The organism is Streptomyces sp. NPDC030296, assembly GCF_055572815.1.
Map to the genome: position 1 here is coordinate 634,619 of NZ_JBVICQ010000001.1, position 17,244 is coordinate 651,862.

The following is a 17,244-nucleotide window of genomic DNA, read 5'->3' on the forward strand; positions in this document are numbered from 1 at the left end:
TCAGCGCGGTTCCCGTACCACCGCCACGTCACCGGCCGCCAGCTTCAGGGAGCCGGTGGTGACGGGGGTGCCCGTCAGGAGGTCTACGGCGTTCGGGGCCACCTCGACCTCGGCTTCCGACTCAGCGTGGTTGATCAGGAACACGTAGTCCGCCTCCGGGCCGCAGCGCAGGGCCGCCTCGACGGACGGCGGGGTCGTGCGGACCGGGTGGACGCCCGCCTCCTCGCGGATGCGGTCCAGCAGCGACGCGAGGGCGTCCGGGTCGGGGCGGGTCGCCACGTACCAGGTCGTGCCCGTGCCGTACGCGTGGCGGGTCACCGCCGGGACCCCGACGAGCGGGCCGGAGGCGTACGTGGCGACCGACTCGGCGCCCCGCAGCGCGACCCGCTCGGACCACAGGACGCCCCGCGCGCCCTCGCCGAGCCCGGTCAGCTCCACCGACTCGTCCGGCAGCAGCGGGAAGACCTCGTCCGTGTGGACGCCCAGCGCCTCGCGGAACGCGCCCGGGTAGCCGCCGAGGCGGATGTGGCAGTTCTGATCGACCGCCCCGCTGTGGAAGCCGACGGCCAGCGTGCCGCCCCGCTCCGCGAAGCCGGTGAGGTTCGCCGCGCCCTCGTCGTCCACCAGGTACAGGCTCGGCGCGAGGACCAGCTTGTACGCCGACAGGTCCGCGTCGGGGCGGACGAAGTCCACCGCCACGCCGGACCGCCACAGCGGCTCGTACCAGGCCCGCACCAGGTCCTGGAAGCGCAGCTCACCGCTCGGCTGGGAGGGCAGTTCGACGGCCCACCAGGCGTCCCAGTCCCAGACGACGGCCACCTCGGCGGTGCCGGTGCTGCCTCGCACCTCCGCCAGCGCCTTCAGGTCCGCGCCCAGTGCGACGACGTCCCGCCAGATGCGGCTGTCGGTGCCGGCGTGCGGGAGCATCGCCGAGTGCCACTGCTCGGCACCGGCCTTCGCGGCCCGCCACTGGAAGTAGGCGATGCCGTCGGCGCCGCGCGCCACGTGGGAGAGCGCGTTGCGGCGCAGCTCGCCCGCCGCCTTGGCGCGGTTGACCGGCTGCCAGTTGACCGCGCCGGTGGAGTGCTCCATCAGCAGCCAGGGACGGCCGCCCGCGAGGGAGCGGACCAGGTCGCCGCTGAGCGCGATGTCGATCTCCGACTCGGGGTCCGTGGACTGGAGGTAGTGGTCGTTGGAGACGATGTCCAGCTCGGGCGCCCAGCGCCAGTAGTCCAGCCTGTCGAAGTTGTACATCACCATGAAGTTGGTGGTGGCGGGCACCTCGGGGGCCGCGCGCCGCAGTACCTCCCGCTCCGCCTTCAGCAGGGACAGCAGCGCGTCGCTGCAGAAGCGGCGCCAGTCCAGCTGGTGGGTGGGGTTGGGGACGGCACCGGTGGCGCGGGGCGGGATGATCTCGTCCCAGTCGTAGTACCACTGGCTCCAGAACGTCGTGCCCCAGGCGTCGTTGAGCGCCGCCAGGTCGTCGTCGTACTTCTCCCGCAGCCAGACGCGGAACGCCGCCGCGCTGGTGTCGCAGTGGCACTCGCCGTTGTGGCAGCCGTACTCGTTGTGGACGTGCCACATGACCACCGCCGGGTGGTCGGCGTAGCGGCGGCCGAGTTCGCCGGCCATCCGCAGGGCCGCCTCGCGGTAGGCGGGGCTCGATGGGCAGAACGTCTGGCGGCTGCCGTACGAGAGGGTGCGGCCGTCCTTGTCGACCGGCAGCGCCTCGGGGTGCGCGCGGAAGAACCACGCCGGGGGCGCCGCCGTCGGGGTGGCCAGGTCGGCCGCGATGCCGTTCTCGTGGAGCAGGGCGAGGACGCGGTCCAGGCGGGAGAAGTCGTACTCGCCCTCGCGGGGCTCCAGGAGCGCCCACGAGAAGATGTTGACGCTCACCATGGTGACGCCGGCCTCGCGCATGAGGCGTACGTCCTCGTGCCAGACCTCCTCGGGCCACTGCTCGGGGTTGTAGTCGCCGCCGTACGCGATGCCGGGGACGTTCAGGGGGCTCATGGGTCGGGTGGTTCTCTTTCGAACGGGGCCGGTGTCAGCCCTTGTTGGCGCCGAGCGTCAGACCGCTGACGAACTGTCGCTGGAGCGCGAAGTACACGACCAGCGTCGGGATGGCGGTGAGCAGGGCGCCGGCGGCGACCAGGTTGGGATCGGTGAAGTACTGGCCGGAGAGGTTGTTCAGCGCCGAGGTGATCGGCATGTTCTCACCGGTGGAGATCAGCACCAGCGCCCAGAAGAAGTCGTTGTAGATCCAGATGGACAGCAGTGTCGCCAGGGCGGCCATCGCGGGCTTGCACAGGGGCAGCACGATCTGCCAGTAAAGCCGCCACACGGAGGCGCCGTCGACGAGGGCGGCCTCGGTCAGCTCGTGCGGCAGGGACCGCATGTAGTTGCTCAGCACGAAGGCGCAGAAGCCGGACTGGAAGGCCACGTGGATGAGGACCAGGCCGAGCGCCGAGTCGTACAGCTTGCCGCTCACCGTGATGCCGGGCAGGTCGACGAGCAGGTACAGGCGGTACAGCGGGGTGATGATGACCTGCTGCGGGAGCAGGTTGCCGGCCGTGAACACCAGCAGCAGGAAGAGGTTGACGCGGAAGTCGAAGCGGCTGACGTAGAACGCGACCATCGACGACAGGAACAGCGTCAGCAGCACCGCGGGCACGGCGATGATCAGCGTGTTCACGAAGTAGTGCGTCATGTCCGACTGGGTGAACGCGTTCGTGAAGTTGTCGAAGCTCAGCTTGTCGGGCCAGGAGACGTAGCCCTTCTCGCTGGTCTCGCCGTACGGGCGCATCGCCGCGTAGAGCGCCCACAGCAGGGGCGCGAGCCAGGCGAGCGCCGCGCCGCCGAGGAAGACGTGGAGCAGGACCCGGGCGGGGCGGACGGGAGTGCGCTTCTTCAGAGCATCGGTGGCGACGGTGGTGCTCATGCGCGCCGCTCCTTCCGGAAGGTCGCGATCAGGTAGGGGATGATCACGGCGAGGGAGATCACCAGCAGGACGACGGCGATGGCCGAGCCGTATCCGATACGGCTGGACTCACCGATGATGTTGTTGGTGACCAGGATCGACAGCAGCTCGGTGCCCTCGGCGCCCTTGTTGAAGACGAAGACGAGGTCGAAGGCGCGCAGGGCCTCGATGATGGTGACGACCAGCACGACGGTGTTCGTGGGGCGCAGGGTCGGGAAGATGACGTTCTTGAACGTCTGCCACTCGTTGGCGCCGTCGAGCGCGGAGGCCTCCCGCAGGGACGGGTCGACGCTCTTCAGACCGGCCAGGTAGAGGATCATCATGTAGCCGGTGTGGCGCCAGGACGCGGCGATCAGGATCGCCCACAGGTTCAGGTCCGGGTCGCCGATCCAGTCGATGTAGTGGCCGGGCTTGTTGGCGCCGATGATGCTGTTGATCAGGCCCGTGTCGGGGTTGTAGATCAGCTGCCACACGAAGCCGATGACCGCGAGCGACATCACGACGGGCAGGAAGAACGCGGTCTGGTAGACGCGGCTGAAGCGGATCTGCTTGTCCAGCTGCACCGCGAGGAACAGCCCCATCGGCGTCGGGATCAGGATCAGCACGACGAACCACACGATGTTGTGCTCGACCGCGGGCCAGAACTGCGGGTTGTTGGTGAACAGCTCCGAGAAGTTGTGCAGCCCGACCCACTCGATGGAGTCGAAGCCGATGCCGTCCCAGGTGGTGAACGCCAGCAGGATCGAGGCGAGCGCGGTCACCCAGACGAGGGCGACGTGCAGGATCGTCGGCAGGCCCGCCATCAGGCCCAGCGTGAGCCGGTCACGCCGGGTGAGGAGGCGCTTGTGCCCCTGGGGCACCTTGGTGGCCGCCGTCTTCGGGGCAGGGGTGGAGCCCGGAGGCGGCGCGGGCGCTTCCGGGCTCTTGGTGGGTGAGGTCGTCATGTCTGTCGGTCATCCAGTCGTGAGGACGGTCTTGGGGGCGGACAGTCCTGGGGACAGCCGCCCCGACGGCCGCCTGCCTGACCGCGGGAGCGGTCGTGGGGCGGCCGTCGGGACGGTCGGCCGTCAGGACGCGAAGATCGTCTTCTTCTGACGCTCGATCGACGAGAGCAGACTGTCGATGCCCTTGGGGTCACGGATGAACTTCTGCAGCGACGGCTGCATCACCGTGGAGGTGAAGTCCGGGCGGCTGTCGCGGTCCATGAACTGCGTCAGGCTCTTGGCGCCGGAGATCATCTCGTACGCCTTCTTCTGCAGCGGCGTGTACGAGGAGGTGTCGGCCTTGGTGGAGGCGGCCACCACGTTCGGGTCGGCCTTGAGGTAGATCTGCTCCGCCTCGGGGGTGCCGAGGAACTCCAGGAGCTTGACGGCGCCGGCCTTGTTCTTCGGGCTCTTGCTCATCATGAAGCCGTCGGTGGGGGCCTCGACGGTGTCCTGGCCGTACGCCGGGTCGATCTCCGGGAAGGCGAAGAAGTCCAGGTCGTCCAGGTCGGCCTTGTTGGTGAACTGCTGGCCCACGAACGAGCCCAGCAGGTACATGCCCGCCTTCTTCGACACCAGCGTCTGCGCCGCGTCCTGCCAGGTACGGCCGACCGCGCCCTCCTGGTGGTACGGCAGCAGCTCGGACCACAGGTCGAACGTCTTGCGGACCTTGGCGTCCGTCCAGGAGGCCTTGCCCGCCATCAGCTCGACGTGGAAGTCGTAGCCGTTGGCACGGAAGTTGATCTGGTCGAACGTGCCCATCGCGGGCCAGGCGTCCTTGTCACCGAAGGCGATCGGGACCAGGCCGTCCTTCTTCATCTGCTTGCACAGCGCGATGAGCTGGTCCCACGTGGTGGGAACCTCGTAGCCCTTCTCCTTGAAGACGCTCTTGCGGTAGAACAGCGCCCAGGGGTACGTGTACAGCGGCACGAAGTAGAACTTGCCGTCCTCACCCTGGCTCAGCTTCTTCATCGCCTCGGGGAAGTTCCCGCTGATCGTCTTCCAGACGTCGTCGATCGGGCTGGCCAGCCCCTTGGCCGCGAAGAACTGCATCCGGTAGCCCGCGAACCAGTGGAACACGTCGTCCGGCGTGCCCTGCAGATAGGAGTTGATCTGCTCCTGGAACGTGTTGTGGTCCTTGGTGTTCACGTCGACCTTGATGCCGGACTTCTTGGCGAAGTCGGCGTAGATCTCCGCGAACGCCTTCTTCGGCACCGCGTCGGAGGCGTTGGAGCCGAGCGAGACGGTCTTCGAGTCAGTGGCCGAGCCGCCACTGCCGCCGCAGGCGCTGAGCAGCGGGACGCCCGCGCCGAGCGCCGCGGCCCCGCCTATGCCGCGCAGCAGGGTGCGGCGGCTCGTGCCGGGCACGGAGAGACCGGAAGGTGTGAGATGCATGAACGGCTCCCTGGGGACAAGTGGTTCGGTCATTAAGAGGCCCTCGTCGGTTATTGATCGAAACCGACCAGAAACCAACTTGACCGAACACGGTGGTCGCCATAACAGCCCTCCGCCAGGTCGCGCGTCAAGCCTTGCTGTCCCCCTTTGTTGAAACGTAATCCCAGTTCGTCGAAACGTGACCGTCACATACGTGAGCCATCTCACTAGGTGTCATATACACGTATTGAGGGGTGCGGCGACCGCACAGGACCCGTCGCGCGGACGGCCTGTTCAGCCCGCCGGGTACCGGGTCGTTCAGCCCGCGGTGTGCAGGGTCGCCTCGCCCGTGACACGGACGCCCGTCGCCTCGCCCGGCCGCACCGGCAGCGGGCCCGCGACGCGCACGCCGACCGGGGTGTCATGGCCCTCGACGGCGACGGTGACCATGGCGTCGTGGCCGTAGAAGCACACGTCGGTGACCGTGCCCCGCACGGCGCCCTCGGCGGCCGGGGCGGTGAGCCGGAGCTGTTCCGGGCGGAGCAGCACGGTGCCCGCGGCCGGCCGGTCGGGCGCGGCGGCGAGCGTCACGGCGCCGAGCGGGGTCCGGGCCGTGCCGTCGCCGCCGACGGTGGCGGGCAGCAGCACCGCGTCGCCGACGAAGCCCGCGACCCAGGGATCGGCCGGGCGGCGGTAGAGGTCCTGCGGGGTGGCGCACTGGGCGACGCGGCCGTCCCGGACGACGGCGACGAGGTCGGCCGTGGAGAGCGCCTCCTGCTGGTCGTGGGTGACGAGGAGCGCCGTGGCCCCGGTCGCCCGCAGCGCGGCGCGGACGTCGGCCCGTACGCCCGCCCTGAGGGCGCTGTCGAGGGCGTTGAACGGCTCGTCCAGCAGCACGAGCTGGGGCCGGGGCGCGAGGGCCCGGGCGAGGGCCACGCGCTGCTGCTGGCCGCCGGAGAGCTCGTGCGGCATCCGGTCGCCGTATCCGGCGAGGCCGACGAGTTCCAGGAGCTCACCGGTGCGCCGCCGCCGTTCGCCCCGGGTCAGCCCGGTGAGCCCGAAGGCCACGTTGCGGGCGACGCTCAGGTGGGGGAAGAGGGCGCCCTCCTGGGGCACGATCCCGATGCGGCGCCGCTCCGGCGGCACATGGACGCCGGGCCCGGCCAGGGTCCGTCCGCCGAGCCGGACGGTGCCCGCGTCGGCCCGCAGGAACCCGGCGACGATCCTGAGCAGGGTCGTCTTGCCGCCCCCGGAGGGGCCGAGGACGGCCGCCAGGGCACCCGCCGGGACGGTGAGCCGGAGATCGCGCAGGACCGGTTCGTGACCGGCCGCGTAGGACTTCGTGAGGCCCTCGACGTGGAGCGCGTTGCCGTGCGGGTCGTCCGACTGCTCCGGATTTGCGTGCGGCTCGTTTGCTTCGAACCCGTCCCCCCGCCGCTGTGACGGTTCTTGTTCGATCGTGTGCGGTTGGTCCGTGGTGGACGCGTGTGTGTCCGGTACGTCCGTGCCCGGCTCGCTCGTGTGCGACTCGTTCATGATCGGTGCCTCCCCAGCAGGTACGAAGGCACGGCGGCCAACAGGATGAGCGCGGCGGCGTACGGGGCGGCCGCCGCGAAGGAGCCCGCGCCCGTCTCGGTCCACAGACGGGTGGCGAGGGTGTCCATGCCGGTGGGGCGCAGGAGCAGGGTCGCCGGGAGTTCCTTCATGCAAACGACGAAGGTCAGCGCGGCCCCTGCGGCGACGCCCGGCGCGGCCAGCGGGACGGTGATCTCGCGGAGCACCTGCCAGGGCCGGCGGCCGAGCGAGCGGGCCACGTCCTCCAGGACGGGCGGGGCCTGGAGCACGGCGGCGCGGGTGGCGGCCACCGCGACCGGCAGGAAGAGGACGGCGTACGCGCACACCAGCAGCGGCAGCCGCTGGTAGAGCGGGTAGGCGTAGTGGACGGCGAAGAAGACCAGGGACAGGGCGACCGTGATGCCGGGGAGTGCGTGCCCGGCGTAGGCGGCCTGCTCCAGCAGCCGTGCCCCGCGCCCCCGGTGCCGGGCGGCGATCACACCGACGGGCAGGGCGAGGAGCGTGGTGAGGGCGGCGCCCGCCGCGGCGACGCCGAGCGTGGCCCAGGCCGTCTCGGTGAGGCCGCCTAGGTCCCAGGTGGCGGAGGAGCCGACCGCGAGCCAGTAGCCGAGGGTGCCGAGCGGGAAGGCGACGGCCACGGCGGCCACCGCACCGCACCACAGCAGGGCGAGCGGCCTCCAGCGGCCGAGCGCCGCGGGCACCGCCGGGCGCGCGGTGCCGCCACCGGTCCTGGCGTGCCCGGCACGGCCGCGCGTACGCGCCTCCGCGGCGACCAGGGCCACCGTCATCAGCACCAGCACGACGCTGAGCGCGGCGGCGGGGGTGCGGTCGAAGGAGGCCCGGTACGAGGTGTGGATGGCCCGGGTGAACGTGTCGTACCGCATGAGCGAGACGGCACCGAAGTCCGAGAGCACGTACAGCGCGACGAGCAGTGCCCCGCCCGCCGCCGCCGGACGCAGCTGCGGCAGAGTGACCCGGAGGAACGTACGGAGCGGACCGTGCCCGAGAGAGCGCGCGGCCTCCTCCTGCGCCGGGTCGATGCCCCTGAGCGCCGCCGCGACCGGCAGCAGTACATACGGGAAGCTCACCAGGGTCAGCGAGAGCGCGGCGCCGCCGAACCCGGCGAGGTCCGGTGCGGCCGACAGCCAGGCGAAGGCCGCCACATAGCTGGGCACGGCCAGCGGCAGCGTCGCGGCCACCGACCAGAAGCGGGCGCCCGGCAGCGCCGTACGCACCGTCAGCCAGGCCAGCGAGACCCCGAGGACCACGCAGGCGGCGACGACCACGACGGTCAGGCCCAGGCTGCGCCCGAGGAGGTCCAGCGTCCGCTCGTCGGCGACGACCTCCCAGGCGAAGGCGGGGCCGCGTTCGAGCGCGCGGACGGCGAGATAGCCGAGGGGGAGCAGGGCGAAGAGGGCGGCCACGCAGGCGGGGACGAGCAGGACCAGGGGTGGCCTGCGCCGCGCCCCGCGTCCGGCGAAGGAGGCGGTCTTCTCCGCCGGGCGGGGGGTGGCCCTCGCGCGCCCGGACTGCGTCCGCGCGGCGGTCGGCGACGGTTTCACGGCCCGTCAGACCAGCCCGACGTCCTGGAGCATCGCCAGGGTCTCCTGGAGGGACTCCAGCTTGCCGAGGTCGATGTCGGGCGACTGGAGCGACTCGAACGGCGGCAGCCCCTCGACGGAGCTGGTGACGCCCGCGGCCAGCGGGTACTCCTTCGTCGTGTCCGCGAAGTAGGTCTGCGCCTCCTTGGACAGCAGGTAGTCCACGGCCTTCCGCGCGGTGGCGGCCTGGTCCTCGTTCGCGGCGAGGACGCCGGCGCCGGCCACGTTGATGAGCGAGCCGGGGTCCTTGCCGGGCAGGAAGTGCAACTTGGCGTCGACGCCGTCCACGCCCTTCTCGGCGACCCGCTCGTACCAGTAGTAGTGGTTGACGAGGCCCAGCGAGACCTCGCCGGCCTCCACGGCGTCGAGGGTGGCGAGGTTGTTGGTGTAGGTCTTGGACCCGTTGGCCTTGAGGTCCTCCAGCCACTTCCGGGCCGCGTCGTCGCCCTCCAGGACGCGCATCCCGGTGACGAACGCCTGGAAGGAGGCGTTGGTGGGCGCGAAGCCGACCTTGCCCTTCCACTTGGGCTTCACCACGTCGTGGACGCTGTCCGGCACGTCGTCCGCGCTCACCCGGTCCGGGTTGTACGCGATGACGCGGACGCGGCCCGACAGGCCCACCCAGTCGCCCTCGCCGCCGCGGTACGCCTTGTCGACCTTGTCGAGGGTGGCCTGCGGCAGCTTCGCCAGCATGCCCTCGCGGGAGAGCGCGCCGAGCGCCCCGGCGTCCTGGGAGAAGAACAGCCCGGCCTTGGTGCGGTCGCCCTCCTCCAGGATCTGCGCCGCGAGTTCGGCGCTGTCGCCGTAGCGCACCTCGACGTCGGCGCCCACGGCCTTCTCCAGCTTGTCCAGGATCGGCTTGACCAGCTTCTCGTTGCGGCCGGTGTAGATGACGAGGGTCGTGTCGCCCGCCTCACCCGACCCGCCGTCCGTGTCGTCGCCGGAGCCGCAGGCGGCGAGGGCGGGGAGCAGCAGACCGGCCGCGACGAGCGCGAAGATCCGGCCACCCAGAGGGGGTCGCATATGTGTGCCTTTCCTACGCGGCTCACCGGTGCACCAAGGGGTCGTGGCCTCGGTCGGCGAGGGCGAACTGACGCTTCTTGGCCAACTGTGAACATGCTATGAATAAGGTAAAGCTTGCCTAAGCGTCAAGGGGCGTGTGTTACCCGCGGACGCTGTTCCGGAAAGGCCGCGCCCCGTGATCCACTCCTCCGGCCCCGTCCGGGCCCCCTCCGCCGCCCTGCCCGCCCTCCCCGCTCCGGCCGGCCCGGTCCTGCTCCCGGGTCCCCACCCGCGACCGCGCACGGTGCCCTTGGCCCGCGACCTCGCCGCGCACGGCCACCGCGTCGCCCTCCACACCCCCACGGGCACGGTCACCTACCGCGCCCTGGCCGAGCGCGTCGCCGCCACCGCCGAGCGACTCGGGCGCGTGCGGCGGCTGGTGCTGGTGGCCGGGGCCAACCGCGCCGACGCGCTGGTCACCTATCTGGCCGCCCTCTCCGCCGGCCACCCCGTGCTGCTCGTCCCCGGCGACGGCGACGAGGCCATCGCCTCTCTCACCGCCGCGTACACGCCCGACGTGGTGGCCCGCACCGGCCCCGACGGCACCTGGGCGCTCGACGAGCACCACCCCGGCACCGCCCACACCCTCCACCCGGACCTCGCCCTCCTGCTGAGCACCTCGGGCTCGACGGGCTCCCCCAAGCTGGTACGGCTCTCGCACGACAACGTGCAGGCCAACGCCGAGTCCATCGCCACGTACCTCGGCATCACCGACACCGACCGGGCGGCCACCACCCTCCCGATGCACTACTGCTACGGCCTGTCCGTCATCCACAGCCACCTGCTGCGCGGCGCCGGGCTGCTCCTCACCGAGCGGTCGGTCACGGAGGACGCCTTCTGGGCCGAGTTCCGCGCCACCGGCGCCACGTCGCTCGCCGGGGTGCCGTACACCTTCGACCTCCTCGACCGGATCGGCTTCGACCGGATGGAGCTGCCGCACCTGCGCCGGATCACCCAGGCCGGGGGTCGGCTCGCCCCCGAACGGGTCGCCCGCTATGCCGAGTTGGGGCGCCGCCGGGGCTGGGACCTGTTCGTCATGTACGGCCAGACCGAGGCGACGGCCCGTATGGCCTATCTGCCGCCCCACCTCGCGGCCACCCGCCCGGAGGCCGTCGGCATCCCGATCCCCGGCGGCTCCTTCCGCCTGCGGCCGCTCGACGACCACGAGCACGCGCTCGCCCCCGGCCACCCACCCACCGCCGGCCACGGGCTCACTCCCGGCCAGGGACTCACCCCCGTCCGTGCCTCGGACCACGGCCCGGCCGGCGGCGAGGGCGACCGGTGGACCCTCGTGGGCGAACTGGTCTATTCGGGCCCCAACGTGATGCTCGGTTACGCCGAGAGCCCCGCGGACCTCTCCCTCGGCCGTACCGTCACCGAACTCCGCACCGGCGACCTCGCCCGGCAGGCGCCCGACGGCCTGTACGAGATCGTCGGCCGCCGCAGCCGCTTCGCGAAGATCCTCGGCCTGCGCATCGACCCGCAGCGCGTCGAGGCCGCGCTGGAACGGCACGGTGTGAAGGCGTACTGCGCGGGCGACGGCGACGAGTTGGCGATCACCGCCGCCGGAACCGCCGCCGACGAGCCCCGTCTCCGACGCCTGGCGGCGGCCGCGTGCGGTCTCCCGCCCCGCGCGGTACGCCTCCGCGCCCTTCCCGAAGCGGACCTCCCCCGCCTGCCCACGGGCAAGCCCGACTACACGGCGGTCCGCCGGCTCACCGGCCGGACCGCGCCGGCGCCGTCCCCAGCCCCGGTCACGACCCGGCCCACATCCTCCCTGGCCGTCGGGCGCGCGGGGGGCGCGGGCGACGCGGGGAGCACCAGCACCGAGCCGAGCGGGGCCGCTGACCTGCGTGCGCCCGCTGCTCCGGGCACCCCGGCCGGTCGGAGCGCATGCCCCGCACCACCCCCGGCCGGTCGGAGCAGCACCACCGAACCCCCCTCAGCCGACCGCGCCCCGGCCCACGACCTGCCCTCCACCGACGACCGGCACCCCACCGAGCAACTCCGTGCCCTCTACGCCGAGATCCTCGACCGCACCGACGTCACCGACGACAGCACCTTCGTCGGACTCGGCGGCGACTCCCTCTGCTACGTCGAGATGTCCCTGCGCCTGGAGCAGGCACTCGGCGCCCTCCCACCCGACTGGCACACCCGCCCCCTGCGCGACCTGGCCCCGGCGGCGACCCCGGCCGCCTCCGCCCCGGCCGAGACGGGGCCGGCCCCCACCCGCGCCGGCCTGCGCCGCACCCTGGAGACCGGCATCGCCCTGCGCGCCGTCGGCATCGTCCTGATCGTCGGCTCGCACATCCACCTCTTCACCCTCCAGGGCGCCGCCCACATCCTCATCGGCGTCGCGGGCCACAACTTCGCCCGCTTCCACGTCACCGACGCCGAACGCCGCACGCGGGTACGGCATCTGTGGCGCAGCATCGCCCGGATCGCCCTGCCGAGCGCGGCGTGGATCACCGCGGCGGTCCTGGCGACCGGCCTCTACGATCCCGCGAACGCCCTTCTCCTCAACAGCCTCCTCGACCAGGGATCCGAACGCCACGAGTGGCACTACTGGTTCATAGAGGCCCTGCTCTACTTCCTCGTCGGCCTCGCCCTGTTGCTGGCCCTCCCCCTGGTCGACCGTCTGGAGCGGCGCCACCCCTTCGGCCTCCCGCTCGCCCTGTTGGCCGTAGGGCTTCTCGGCCGCTACGACATCGCCGGCCTGGCCCCCGCCCGCTTCCACCTCGGTCCCACGGTGGTCTTCTGGCTCTTCGCCCTGGGCTGGGCCGCGGCCCGCGCCACCACCGCCCGGCGGCGGCTGCTCCTGACCGCGGTCCTGGTCCTCGTCACGCCCGGCCTCTTCCAGCCGGACCAGCAGCTGCGCACCGCCGTGGTGATCGCCGGCCTGACCCTGCTGATCTGGGTCCCGACGCTGCCCAGCCTCGCTCCCCTGAACCGCCTGGCCGGCCTTCTCGCGGGCAGTTCCCTCTACATCTATCTGACCCACTTCCAGGTCTACCCCCACCTCCAGGACGACTTCCCCGCCCTCGCCCTCCTCGCCTCCCTCGCCGTGGGCATCGCGTACGCGGCGGTGACGACCCGGGTGACCCGAGCCGTGCGACGGCCGTGAGGCCGTCGGGGGCGACCGCGGCTACTTGAACACCGACGCCGGCCGCCTCTGTCTGCGGCGCATCGCCCCGCGGTGTCCCTTGCGCGTCGGCCCTCTCCCGTCCTGGGCGCCCAGTTGGATCCAGATCCGCACCTCGGTGCCGCCCAGCACCGACGATCCGATGCGTACGTCGCCGCCCGTCGCCTCCGCGAGGCGGCGGACGATGTCGAGGCCGAGCCCGGTCGAGCCGTCGTGCCCGGAGCCTCGGCCGCGTGCCATGGCCGCCTCGGGGTCGGCGATGCCGGGGCCCGCGTCGGAGACGAGCACGATCACGGCGTCCTCGCCGTTGTGCACGTCGACGGCGAAGGCGGTGCCCTCCGCCGTGTGCCGGAAGACATTGCCGAGGAGGGCGTCGAGCGCGGCGGCGAGGTCGGCCCGGGCGACGGGTATGCGGACCGGCCGCTCGACCCCGGCCACCCGCCACTTGCGGCCCTCGTCCTCCGCGAGCGCCGACCAGAACGCCATCCGCTCCCGGACCACCTCCGCCGCGTCGCACCCGGCCCCCGGCCCCACCGCCACGGTCTGCGGCTTGGCCTCCCGCGCCGTCCGGATGATCGTGTCGACCTCGCGCTCCAACTGCTCCACCGCCGCCCGGGTCTGCTCGGCGGCCGGCCCGTCGCCCAGCGAGGCCGCGTTGAGCCGCAGCACGGTCAACGGCGTGCGCAGCCGGTGCGACAGGTCCGCCGCCAGCTCCCGCTCGTTGGCCAGGAGCTGGACCACCTGGTCGGCCATCGCGTTGAACGCCACCGCCGCCAGCCGCAGCTCCTTCGGCCCCTCCTCGGGCACCCGCGCGCCCAACTGCCCCTCACCCAGGTCATGGGCGCTGTCCACCAGCCGCCGGGCGGGCCGGACCATCCGCACCCCCAGCCGGTCGGCCACCGCGACCGAGCCGACGACGAGGGCCGCACCCACACCGGCGAGCACCGCCCACGCGGTGGCCACGCCGTTGCTCACCTCGGACTCCGGGACGAACACCTCCACGACCGCTATCTCGCCCGAACTGAGCGCGGTGGGCTGGAGCAGCGTGGACCCGCCCGCCACCTCGGTGGTGGACGCGCGGCCCAGCTCGCGCACGGTGGCGATGTCCTTGTCGGAGGCCCGCTGCCGGCCGAGGTCGAGCGCGGCGGCCCCGTCACCGACCGCCGGGATGTGGACCGCGAGCCCGTCGTCCGCGCCCGCCGAGGCGACGACCCGCTCCAACTGCTCGCGGTCGCTGGTGATGGACAGGGCCGGGGCGATGGCCGCCGCCTCCCGCTCGGCGCCCGAGAAGGCGCGGTCGCGGGCCATCTCCTTGATGACGAGCCCGAGCGGCACGGCGAAGGCGACCACGACCATCGTCGTCACCGCCACGCACACCTTGACCAGCGCCCACCTCATGGCAGCACCGCCGGTCCCGGTGGCTCCAGCTTCACCCCGACGCCCCGCAGGGTGTGCAGATAGCGCGGTCGCGCCGCCGTCTCCCCCAACTTCCGCCGCAGCCACGACAGATGGACGTCGATCGTCTGGTCGTCCCCGTAGGACTGCTGCCACACCTCCGCCAGGAGTTCCTTGCGGGGGACGACCACACCGGGCCGGCCGGCGAGGAACGCGAGGAGGTCGAACTCGCGTCGGGTCAGGTCGAGTCGTACGCCGTCCAGTTCGGCCTGGCGGCGCAGCGGGTCGATGGCGAGACCTCCGACGCGGATGACCGTGGACGGGGGCGGCTCCCCCACGGGGCCGCGCGCGCGGCGCAGCACCGCGGCCATCCGGGCGGACAGGTGCTCCACGGAGAAGGGCTTCGTCAGGTAGTCGTCCGCGCCCGCGTTGAGCAGGCGGACGATCTCCGTCTCGTCGTCCCTCGCGGTGGCGACGATCACCGGGACGTCGGTGATCCCGCGCAGCATCTTCAGCGCCTCGGAGCCGTCCAGATCGGGCAGCCCGAGGTCGAGGACGACCAGGTCGAAGCGGTGATGGGCGACCTCGCGCAGCGCCTCCAGGGCCGTACCGACGCTGCGCACGGTGTGTGCGGCGTCCGTCAGATGCCTGATCAGCGCCGAGCGTACGAACTGGTCGTCCTCGACCACGAGCACACTTGCCATGCGCCGCACCGTACGCCATCGGGACGAGCCCGGTCGGGGCCTGTGGACAACTTGTCCACACCCTCCGCGCACACGGCCGCCGCAGGCCACGCACGCGCCGGACGGGGTCCCGCACCCCACGACACGGATGGGACTCGTGGTGCAGGATGGCCGCGATGCGCAGAGGACTCCTACACGTACTGGCCTGGCTGCTCGCCACGGGCGCGGCGGTCACGCTGTCCTGGTGGGGTGTCCACACGGTGATGGCCGGCACCGCCTACGACCCGCCCCGCGCCCTGCCCATCACGGCCGCCGACGCCAAGGACCCGGGGAAGGGCCGCGAGGAGCCCGCACGGGTCTCCGACACCGCCCGCCCGGACCCCTCCCCCAGTGCCGGCCGGCCGGAGCGGAAGGGGGCTCAGGGGAGGAACGGCACCGGCACGGCGTCACCGGCCCCGACGAAGTCCCCGCCGGTCAGCCCGAGTCCGGGCACCGGTACGTCCGGCGACTCCGGCGACTCGGGTGAGGTCAAGGCGTACGACACCGAGGGCGGCCGGGTGGTCTTCTCGCTGACGAGGACGTACGCCACCCTCGTCTCCGCGACGCCCGGCTCGGGCTGGTCGATGCAGGTGTGGAAGACGGAGTCCTGGATCCGGGTGGACTTCGCCGCGGGTTCGGACCGCGTGTCGGTGTTCTGCACCTGGCACGACAGCGCGCCCCGCGTGGACGTGCAGAACTTCTGACCGCCGACTGCCGTGCCCTGCCCGCGAGTCAGCGGAACACCGAGGGCGGCGGGGCGGGTGAGGCGACGGCCGCCGCGTCGGTCACGGGTGCCGCCCCGCCGGTGAAGTCGGTGAGCGCCCTGCCGTGCTCGACGCGGCCGGGATGCGGGTCGGAGGCGGCACGGCGGGTGAGTTCGGCGAGCGGCAGCGGCCGGCCCGAGGCCACGAGGACCGCGTTGCCGAATCGTCTGCCCCGGAGCACGGCCGGGTCGGCGACCAGCGCGAGTTCGGGGAGGACGGCGGCGGCGGTGGCGATCTGGCCGCGCAGGTGGGCGAGCGGGGGGCCGTCGGCGACGTTGGCGGCGTAGCACCCGTCCGGCTTCAGCACCCGCCGTACGTCCGTGAGGAACTCCGTCGACGTCAGATGTGCCGGGGTGCGCGCCCCGCTGAAGACATCCGCGATCACCAGGTCCGCCCAGCCGTCCGGCACCTTGGCCAGACCCTCGCGCGCGTCCGTCGACCGCACCCTCACCCGGGCGTTCGGGTCCAACGGCAGCTCACGCCGTACGAGTTGCACGAGCGCCGCGTCACGTTCGACGATCTGCTGGGTGGACCGGGGCCGGGTGGCGGCGACGTACCGCGCGAGGGTGAAGGCGCCGCCGCCGAGGTGCACGGCGTGCACGGGCCGCCCGGCCGGGGCGACGAGATCGATGACGTGGCCGAGCCGCCGCTGGTACTCGAACGACAGATACGCGGGGTCGTCGAGGTCGACGTGCGACTGCGGAGCCCCGTCGACGAGCAGCGTCCAGGCCCGCCCCCGGTCCGGATCCGGCACCAGCTCGGCGAGCCCTCCGTCGACCGCTTCGGCGACGACGTCGGCTCCCCGTCCCCGCCCCTTCTTGGACCTGCCCATACGGCCATTATCGACCGTGCGGAGCAGGCCCCTCCACGCCGGTGCGCTCCCGACGGACCATGGCCGCCGCCCCTTCCCGGACGGGGTCCGGCGGCACGGCCCCCGGCGCCTGGCGGTCCGCGACGTTCAGCGGCAGTTGTCGGCGGCCTCGATCAGCCGCGCCGCCTCGCCGAGCGCCGCCCGCAGCACCGCCGGGTCCGTCGCCAGGTCCGCCTCCCCCGGCGGCAGCAGCCAGTCCGCGCCGTCCGCGGGGGCCAGTACCGCGCCCCGCCCCTCGCTCTGCGTACAGGTGCTGCCCGGCACGTCCCACGCGTCGGCCGTGCCCGGCGGGACGAGGAACCCGAGGGTGTCGCAGGCGTCGTCGTGCAGGACGGGCCCCACGGTCATGACGGGCCCGACCACGTCGAGGGCCCCGCGCCGAAGGATGTCGACGGCCTCCAGGCCCTGCCGCGCGGGGACGGTCACGAGGTCGCACTCGGAGGCCGACTGGGCCGACGGGGCGGCGTGTTCGGGGGTCGGCCAGGGCTCCGCGGCGGGCACGTCGGACAACGGCGTACGGGGTTCGACGTTCTTCATCCGGGCCTCCAACGCGTACAACCCCCTTCTTCCTGCAGACGGCAGCGGGAGTTCGGGCGCTCCCGGTCCGTGCTGCCCAACGCGCGGGCCTGTCAACGGCTACGGCGGAACCGTGCCGCAAAGGATGGCAGTTCATGGCAGATCAAGGATGAGATATCCGGTTTGTAGCCAAACCTCGCATCGAGGCATCCGTGAGGCGGGTACGTTCTTGCCCCGCCGGACACAGAGGAACCAACCC

General features: G+C 72.4%; 13 protein-coding genes. 2 read left to right on the forward strand and 11 right to left on the reverse strand.

All coding sequences use genetic code 11. The features are described 5' to 3' along the window. The 7 genes from ACZ4Z3_RS02655 to ACZ4Z3_RS02685 form a co-directional block, all read right to left on the reverse strand. The gene (locus tag ACZ4Z3_RS02655; protein WP_468499317.1) at nucleotides 1–2,013 is read right to left on the reverse strand and encodes a beta-galactosidase; all 2,013 of its coding nucleotides are present in this window, start codon (nucleotides 2,011–2,013) and stop codon (nucleotides 1–3) included. Between the two features lie 34 nt (nucleotides 2,014–2,047). Next, complete coding sequence (locus tag ACZ4Z3_RS02660; protein ID WP_468499318.1) at nucleotides 2,048–2,941, reverse strand: carbohydrate ABC transporter permease; 894 nt, start codon at nucleotides 2,939–2,941, stop codon at nucleotides 2,048–2,050. After that, a complete protein-coding gene (locus ACZ4Z3_RS02665; RefSeq protein ID WP_468499319.1) occupies nucleotides 2,938–3,924 on the reverse strand; it encodes a carbohydrate ABC transporter permease in 987 nt (328 codons plus the stop codon). Before ACZ4Z3_RS02665 ends, ACZ4Z3_RS02660 begins: the two co-directional genes overlap by 4 nt. A gap of 123 nt (nucleotides 3,925–4,047) precedes the next feature. After that, entirely contained in the window at nucleotides 4,048–5,358 is a 1,311-nt protein-coding gene (locus tag ACZ4Z3_RS02670; protein ID WP_468499320.1) for an ABC transporter substrate-binding protein, read from the reverse strand. A gap of 297 nt (nucleotides 5,359–5,655) precedes the next feature. Beyond that, a complete protein-coding gene (locus tag ACZ4Z3_RS02675) occupies nucleotides 5,656–6,873 on the reverse strand; it encodes an ABC transporter ATP-binding protein (protein ID WP_468499321.1) in 1,218 nt (405 codons plus the stop codon). Beyond that, nucleotides 6,870–8,474: an ABC transporter permease gene (locus tag ACZ4Z3_RS02680; protein ID WP_468499322.1), complete on the reverse strand. Its 1,605-nt coding sequence runs from the start codon at nucleotides 8,472–8,474 to the stop codon at nucleotides 6,870–6,872. The genes ACZ4Z3_RS02675 and ACZ4Z3_RS02680 overlap by 4 nt, the downstream gene beginning before the upstream one ends. 6 nt (nucleotides 8,475–8,480) lie before the next feature. Continuing rightward, the gene (locus ACZ4Z3_RS02685) at nucleotides 8,481–9,536 is read right to left on the reverse strand and encodes an iron ABC transporter substrate-binding protein (protein ID WP_468499323.1); all 1,056 of its coding nucleotides are present in this window, start codon (nucleotides 9,534–9,536) and stop codon (nucleotides 8,481–8,483) included. 175 nt (nucleotides 9,537–9,711) lie between these two features. Here ACZ4Z3_RS02685 and ACZ4Z3_RS02690 point away from each other — a divergent pair, with 175 nt between their 5' ends. Further along, nucleotides 9,712–12,699: an AMP-binding protein gene (locus ACZ4Z3_RS02690; RefSeq protein ID WP_468499324.1), complete on the forward strand. Its 2,988-nt coding sequence runs from the start codon at nucleotides 9,712–9,714 to the stop codon at nucleotides 12,697–12,699. Between the two features lie 21 nt (nucleotides 12,700–12,720). Here the strand turns inward: ACZ4Z3_RS02690 and ACZ4Z3_RS02695 are convergent, their stop codons facing one another. Continuing rightward, a complete protein-coding gene (locus ACZ4Z3_RS02695) occupies nucleotides 12,721–14,115 on the reverse strand; it encodes a sensor histidine kinase (RefSeq protein WP_468499325.1) in 1,395 nt (464 codons plus the stop codon). Next, entirely contained in the window at nucleotides 14,112–14,816 is a 705-nt protein-coding gene (locus ACZ4Z3_RS02700) for a response regulator transcription factor (RefSeq protein WP_055519593.1), read from the reverse strand. The genes ACZ4Z3_RS02695 and ACZ4Z3_RS02700 overlap by 4 nt, the downstream gene beginning before the upstream one ends. A gap of 146 nt (nucleotides 14,817–14,962) precedes the next feature. Here ACZ4Z3_RS02700 and ACZ4Z3_RS02705 point away from each other — a divergent pair, with 146 nt between their 5' ends. Beyond that, entirely contained in the window at nucleotides 14,963–15,538 is a 576-nt protein-coding gene (locus ACZ4Z3_RS02705; protein WP_468499326.1) for a hypothetical protein, read from the forward strand. A 28-nt stretch (nucleotides 15,539–15,566) separates the two neighbouring features. Here ACZ4Z3_RS02705 and ACZ4Z3_RS02710 read toward each other — a convergent pair whose 3' ends face one another. Both ACZ4Z3_RS02710 and ACZ4Z3_RS02715 read right to left on the reverse strand, forming a co-directional pair. Then, nucleotides 15,567–16,430 carry a spermidine synthase gene (locus tag ACZ4Z3_RS02710; protein WP_468499327.1) on the reverse strand — a complete coding sequence of 288 codons (864 nt, stop codon included), beginning with the start codon at nucleotides 16,428–16,430 and terminating at the stop codon, nucleotides 15,567–15,569. Between the two features lie 126 nt (nucleotides 16,431–16,556). After that, nucleotides 16,557–17,006, reverse strand: a complete 450-nt coding sequence (locus ACZ4Z3_RS02715; protein ID WP_468499328.1) for a hypothetical protein — start codon at nucleotides 17,004–17,006, stop codon at nucleotides 16,557–16,559. Nucleotides 17,007–17,244 lie beyond the last annotated feature (238 nt).

What these genes read in the sequence shown, in the direction of transcription:
- ACZ4Z3_RS02685 (WP_468499323.1), bottom strand. Translation starts at nt 9,536, where the DNA reads ATGCGACCCCCTCTGGGTGGCCGGATCTTCGCGCTCGTCGCGGCCGGT.
- ACZ4Z3_RS02700 (WP_055519593.1), bottom strand. Translation starts at nt 14,816, where the DNA reads ATGGCAAGTGTGCTCGTGGTCGAGGACGACCAGTTCGTACGCTCGGCG.
- ACZ4Z3_RS02675 (WP_468499321.1), bottom strand. Translation starts at nt 6,873, where the DNA reads ATGAACGAGTCGCACACGAGCGAGCCGGGCACGGACGTACCGGACACA.
- ACZ4Z3_RS02655 (WP_468499317.1), bottom strand. Translation starts at nt 2,013, where the DNA reads ATGAGCCCCCTGAACGTCCCCGGCATCGCGTACGGCGGCGACTACAAC.
- ACZ4Z3_RS02705 (WP_468499326.1), top strand. Translation starts at nt 14,963, where the DNA reads ATGGCCGCGATGCGCAGAGGACTCCTACACGTACTGGCCTGGCTGCTC.
- ACZ4Z3_RS02665 (WP_468499319.1), bottom strand. Translation starts at nt 3,924, where the DNA reads ATGACGACCTCACCCACCAAGAGCCCGGAAGCGCCCGCGCCGCCTCCG.
- ACZ4Z3_RS02695 (WP_468499325.1), bottom strand. Translation starts at nt 14,115, where the DNA reads ATGAGGTGGGCGCTGGTCAAGGTGTGCGTGGCGGTGACGACGATGGTC.
- ACZ4Z3_RS02715 (WP_468499328.1), bottom strand. Translation starts at nt 17,006, where the DNA reads ATGAAGAACGTCGAACCCCGTACGCCGTTGTCCGACGTGCCCGCCGCG.
- ACZ4Z3_RS02710 (WP_468499327.1), bottom strand. Translation starts at nt 16,430, where the DNA reads ATGGGCAGGTCCAAGAAGGGGCGGGGACGGGGAGCCGACGTCGTCGCC.
- ACZ4Z3_RS02670 (WP_468499320.1), bottom strand. Translation starts at nt 5,358, where the DNA reads ATGCATCTCACACCTTCCGGTCTCTCCGTGCCCGGCACGAGCCGCCGC.
- ACZ4Z3_RS02660 (WP_468499318.1), bottom strand. Translation starts at nt 2,941, where the DNA reads ATGAGCACCACCGTCGCCACCGATGCTCTGAAGAAGCGCACTCCCGTC.